The following is a 4551-nucleotide window of genomic DNA, read 5'->3' as shown; positions in this document are numbered from 1 at the left end:
GGGGACCTTGCCTGGCAGGCCCGGACCACCCTGTGGGGTGCCAGCCCACCACCGGCCGCCGGTGGCCTCGACTGCCCGCTACGCTTTCCAGGCCAGTACCACGACCCCGAAACCGGCCTGCACTACAACTATCACCGCTACTACGACCCGCTTATCACGAGCTACCACAGTTGTGACCCTCTGGGCTTGGATGGCGGGGACCAACCGCAGGGGTACGTGCCGAATCCGCTGTCTTGGATTGACCCGTTTGGATTGACGTATAATAGGCCAAATCACGCTGGCACTATAGTTAACCAAGATGGAGTTCGGGTGGTCATTCATACAAGGGATCATCCGCCGCCGCATGCGCATGTGATCGGTCGGGGCGATGAAACGCGCATTGGGCAAAATGGAAAGCCGATACTTGATGATCCGAAACTGTCGAGCGAGCAGCAAAAGGTGATTAACGAAAACATAGGTAAAATTCGTGGCTCAATTCGAGAATCGATGCGGTTATTTAGAGAAGGTCGGAAATGAGTATTTCCGCCTTGCCTGATCCACTCGTCAGGGCTCTCGGCGACCTCGCTTCATTGCTGTCAGTAGATATTTCTGTATCGGACCTCACGGACGAGCACCAGCGCTTCGCTTTGTATAGTCAGGTGGTCGCCTCCGACCACTTAAATATATCGCTGTTTGCTGTCCTATGTGCGGCGTTGAGGGTCGATCCGGACCGTGTTATGGCTAGCGGGACGGCGGGCCTTCTACTTACCGTGGATGCGCCGGACCATGTTATAGATGCCATCCGTGAGGTCGTCGGCGACTCCGTTTTTGTAAATTGCCGGATACGGGAGATTGAGATCTTCCGACAGTTGGCCGACGGTAACGTGTCTGTGCACGCTTTAGCCGGCTTGGATGGAGCTAGCGGCTGGCTGGAGGAGGCGTTGGCAAACAGATCGGAGTCGCTGGAGGTGCTGGAATATCTGGCGAAAAAGGCAACCCGGCGAGTGGCGCGTCGCATCGCTGGAGATCGACTCAGATTGTTGCGGGCACAAGCAAACTAGATTCTTGATGCGGGCACTGCACGCGGGTGGCCGCAATAGCCGTGCAATAAGAAATACTCTTGTGGAGTAGGTCATATAGCAAAAATGATGATTCCGATCAATCTGGACATTTTGATCAGAAATTGTGACCTATATCATGACTATGATACGGGATCAAATGTTAACGTACGGCCATTGTTGCGTCACGAACGCGGAGAGGAGTCGATTGGTAGGTAGCGACTACTCGATGTGATCCTGTGCAGGAGATGGAGGATTGTGCCCCTACGGGGGAGATGTCACATCACCTCAAGCTGCGTTAGGTGACGACTGTCGTGATGAGCGTTGAGGAAAAGGCGGTGTAAGAGACCTCTTCGCAGTAGGCCGGAAACCGTGTTCGATCGGTTACCGGCCAGAGGGCCTCCATGGCAGCATGACGTAGCTACGGGCAGCACATACACGATGTTCGACCGCGGAATGCCGTTGACGGCAGTTACTTTCGACAAGTAATCCGATACAAAATCTGGCCAAGCGCAAAGAGTCGACAACGGACCTGAAGTGCACTGTCCACGAAAGTGGGAACCCTCCAGCGCTCGCGGCCGGCAGGGAGCATCGGTAGATCCAACAGTCTAGAGGCAACTCCATCGTGGTGAACTACAGTGGACTGTAGTTCCGGAGCGAGGAGTGAGATGGCCAATGAGGGGTTTGTCGGGCGGGCGGCCGAGCTTGCGCGGCTCGACGCGCTGCTCAGGCGGGTGGGGGACGCGCGGCGTGACCTACCGGGCGTGGCGGTGCTGCTGCGTGGCCGGCGTCGGGTCGGCAAGTCGCGGCTCGTCGAGGTGTTCTGCGAGCGGGCCGGCCTGCCGTTCGTGTTCTTCCAGGCGAGCCAGGGCGCCGATCCCGCGGCTGAGCGGGCGGCGTTCGCCGCGGCCGTACTCGAGTCCGACATCCCGGGCCGGGAACTGTTCGAGGGAGGTACGGTCCTGCCGACATGGGCGGCGTTGTTCCGCCAGCTTGCGGCGGCGCTGCCCGCCGACGCCCCGAGCATCGTGGTCATCGACGAGCTGCCCTGGCTGATCGAAACCGACTCGGCGTTGGAAGGAGCCCTGCAGACGGCGTGGGACTCGCTGCTCTCACGGAAACCGGTCCTGCTCGTCCTGATCGGCTCCGACCTGGCGATGATGGAGCGGCTTGACGACTACCGGCGACCGTTCCACCAGCGCGGCACAGTCATGGTGCTGCCTCCGCTGAACCCCGCCGAGGTCGGCGCCATGATTGGCTTGCCGGCCGCTGAAGCCATCGACGCATACCTGATCACTGGCGGCCTGCCGCTGATCTGCCAGGAATGGGGCAGCGGCCAGTCGGTCGAGAGCTTCCTCGCCGTCTCCCTCGCCGATCCGACGTCGGCGCTGCTCGTCTCGGGGGAACGCTCGCTTGCCGCCGAGTTCCCCGGTTATGTCCAGGCCCGGAGCGTGCTGGCCGCGATCGGACATGGCGAACGCACGTGGAGCGGCATCCGGGCAGCGTCCGCAAGCGCGGAGCCGATGGCTGCGAGTTCGCTGACGAACGCGCTGCGTCTGCTGGAAGCCAAGCGGGTGGTCGCCGTCGACACCCCGCTCTCCACCAAGCCTGCCGAGAAGGAGCGTCGTTACCGGGTAGCCGACCCCTATCTTCGGTTTTATCTCGCCTACCTTGCCGCCGGCCTGCCGCTGGTCGAACGCGGACGGGGTGATCTGCTGCTGCGGCGGGTGCATCGTTCCTGGACCACGTGGCGTGGCCGGGCCGTCGAGCCGGTGGTGCGGGAGGCATTGCTGCGCATTGCCCCCGAGCTCGGCTGGCCCGAGGTGGAAGCCGTCGGCGGATGGTGGAACCGGCAGAACAACCCCGAGATTGACCTGGTCGGGGCCGACCGTACGGGCGCCGCCAACCGGATAATCTTCGCGGGTAGCATCAAATGGCAGACAGCGAAGCCTTTCGACCAACGCGACCATGCCGCTCTGATACGAGACGTCGCGGCGGTGCCGGGCGTCGACCCGGGTACGAAGCTGCTCGCCGTCAGCCGGACCGGCGTTGCCGCCGATCTGCCATTGCGGTCGGTCGGCCCGGACGAGATCATGACTGCCTGGCGATGACATGCTGGCAGGCGGTGCGGTGGGCCGCGAGCTGTTGTCGGAGATGACCGCGGACGCGGTGGCGATGGGTATGTACGCGTCACCGGCGCCTACCGACACCGGTGACGCGGCCTGATCGTGCCGGCCCAGGTGTGGGACGTTGACTACCAGTTGCTCTCACAGACCGTGACAGGCGGTGGCCGGGAACGGGTTGGAAGGCCAGGCTGCTGCAATGCCGTGACTACAGCCACAGCCCGAATGGTTATGTCACCGAGGTCGACGACATGCTCGTCGGTCTATGCCGTGCGACCCCCAAGAGATCTTTGGCTGCCTCAGTGAGGACCCAGCGGGCGGCTCGGCCCGTACCTCCAGGTTCCACCAGTTCCAGGCGCCGGAGCCGCTGGAGCTCCTCGCGTATTGTCCGGTCGGACATTCCCGGATTGACGTTCGTTGCTGCAATAAGATCACGTAGGGGAAGGGATGTGCCGGCAGCCAGAAGTTCCTGTAGTACGGCCATGCCCTCTCGGGAGACGCCGCGATCCCGAAGATGCGCCGGCACGGCGCCGCGGCGGTGGAACGTCACCAGCACACTCGTTCCCGTATCGATGATCGTCGGTGGGAGGATCCTGGTCGCCTCCACTATTCTGATCATACGTTGGATGCCGCTGCCAAGGCTGTCGACGACGCCGCGGCGGTAGAGGGCGCCAGCGATCAGTGGATTCCACGGCTGGGACTCGTGCGGTCGCAGGAGGTCGTCGACGGACAGGCCGAAATGCAGGCCGCCGATGCTCGCGACCTCGACTCGGTCGTCGTAGATGAAAACACTGATCGACCCGGCAGCGGTGCTGTACTCGCGGTGCGAGATGGCGTTGGCCAGTGCCTCCCGCAACGCCAGCACTGGGATCTCTGGCTGGTCATGGCGGATCATGCTGCTAGGGTCCAAGCGTGTCGCGACCGGCAAGTGGGTCCGGCAGAATTCCTCGGCCTGGCGCAACAGCGTGAAGGCGTTGCCGTGTAGTTGGCGTTCGTCGGCGATGGATTCGCCACGAATGGTCCCGTGGAAACGGGCGAGTTTGACCAGGCACTGGGGATAGTCGGGGAGTAGTCGTTCGCTTCTGGCGAACAGGACCGCACCAGCGTTGAGGATGCGTTCGCCCTTGACCAGGCCGAGGCCGCGCAGTAGATCGAGGGGATCACGGCTGAGCGGTTCGCTGACCCGCCCCCGGCGGACCGCATCGTCGAGCGCCCGTGCGATTTCCGCGTGGTCGAGGTCGTCGGGTGCCAGGGTGGCTGGCTCGATCTCCCACCGGTCGGATGTGTGCATCTGTTCGAGGAACAGCCGCTCGTACTCTTCACGGGACATGACGGCCGTGACCGCGCCGATTCTCTTGTAGGCGACGCCTTTGTACCGGTAAGGCCGATAC

The 4551-nt window shown here is 62.6% G+C and carries 4 protein-coding genes; 3 read left to right on the top strand and 1 reads right to left on the bottom strand.

Going from position 1 to position 4551, the window contains the following annotated elements:
• The 3 genes from MJ777_RS22920 to MJ777_RS21880 all read left to right on the top strand — a co-directional run.
• Nucleotides 1-516, top strand: a 516-nt coding sequence (locus MJ777_RS22920) for an RHS repeat-associated core domain-containing protein (RefSeq protein ID WP_305039434.1), incomplete at its 5' end; no start/stop codon positions are given.
• A complete protein-coding gene (locus MJ777_RS21885; RefSeq protein ID WP_239348132.1) occupies nucleotides 513-1040 on the top strand; it encodes a hypothetical protein in 528 nt (175 codons plus the stop codon). The genes MJ777_RS22920 and MJ777_RS21885, both read left to right, overlap by 4 nt.
• A gap of 665 nt (nucleotides 1041-1705) precedes the next feature.
• The gene (locus MJ777_RS21880) at nucleotides 1706-3148 is read left to right on the top strand and encodes a DUF234 domain-containing protein (protein ID WP_239377654.1); all 1443 of its coding nucleotides are present in this window, start codon (nucleotides 1706-1708) and stop codon (nucleotides 3146-3148) included.
• 241 nt (nucleotides 3149-3389) lie between these two features.
• Here MJ777_RS21880 and MJ777_RS21875 read toward each other — a convergent pair.
• Nucleotides 3390-4551, bottom strand: a 1162-nt coding sequence (locus MJ777_RS21875; RefSeq protein ID WP_255724140.1) for an ATP-binding protein, incomplete at its 5' end; no start/stop codon positions are given.

It is taken from the genome of Protofrankia sp. Cj5, assembly GCF_917627405.1.
In the GTDB taxonomy this organism is placed as follows: domain Bacteria; phylum Actinomycetota; class Actinomycetes; order Frankiales; family Frankiaceae; genus Protofrankia.
This window is presented reverse-complemented; position numbering and strand designations above follow the sequence as displayed.

Excerpts from the sequence above, each read along its gene's own strand:
- MJ777_RS21885 (WP_239348132.1), top strand. The coding sequence starts at position 513 with ATGAGTATTTCCGCCTTGCCTGATCCACTCGTCAGGGCTCTCGGCGAC.
- MJ777_RS21880 (WP_239377654.1), top strand. The coding sequence starts at position 1,706 with ATGGCCAATGAGGGGTTTGTCGGGCGGGCGGCCGAGCTTGCGCGGCTC.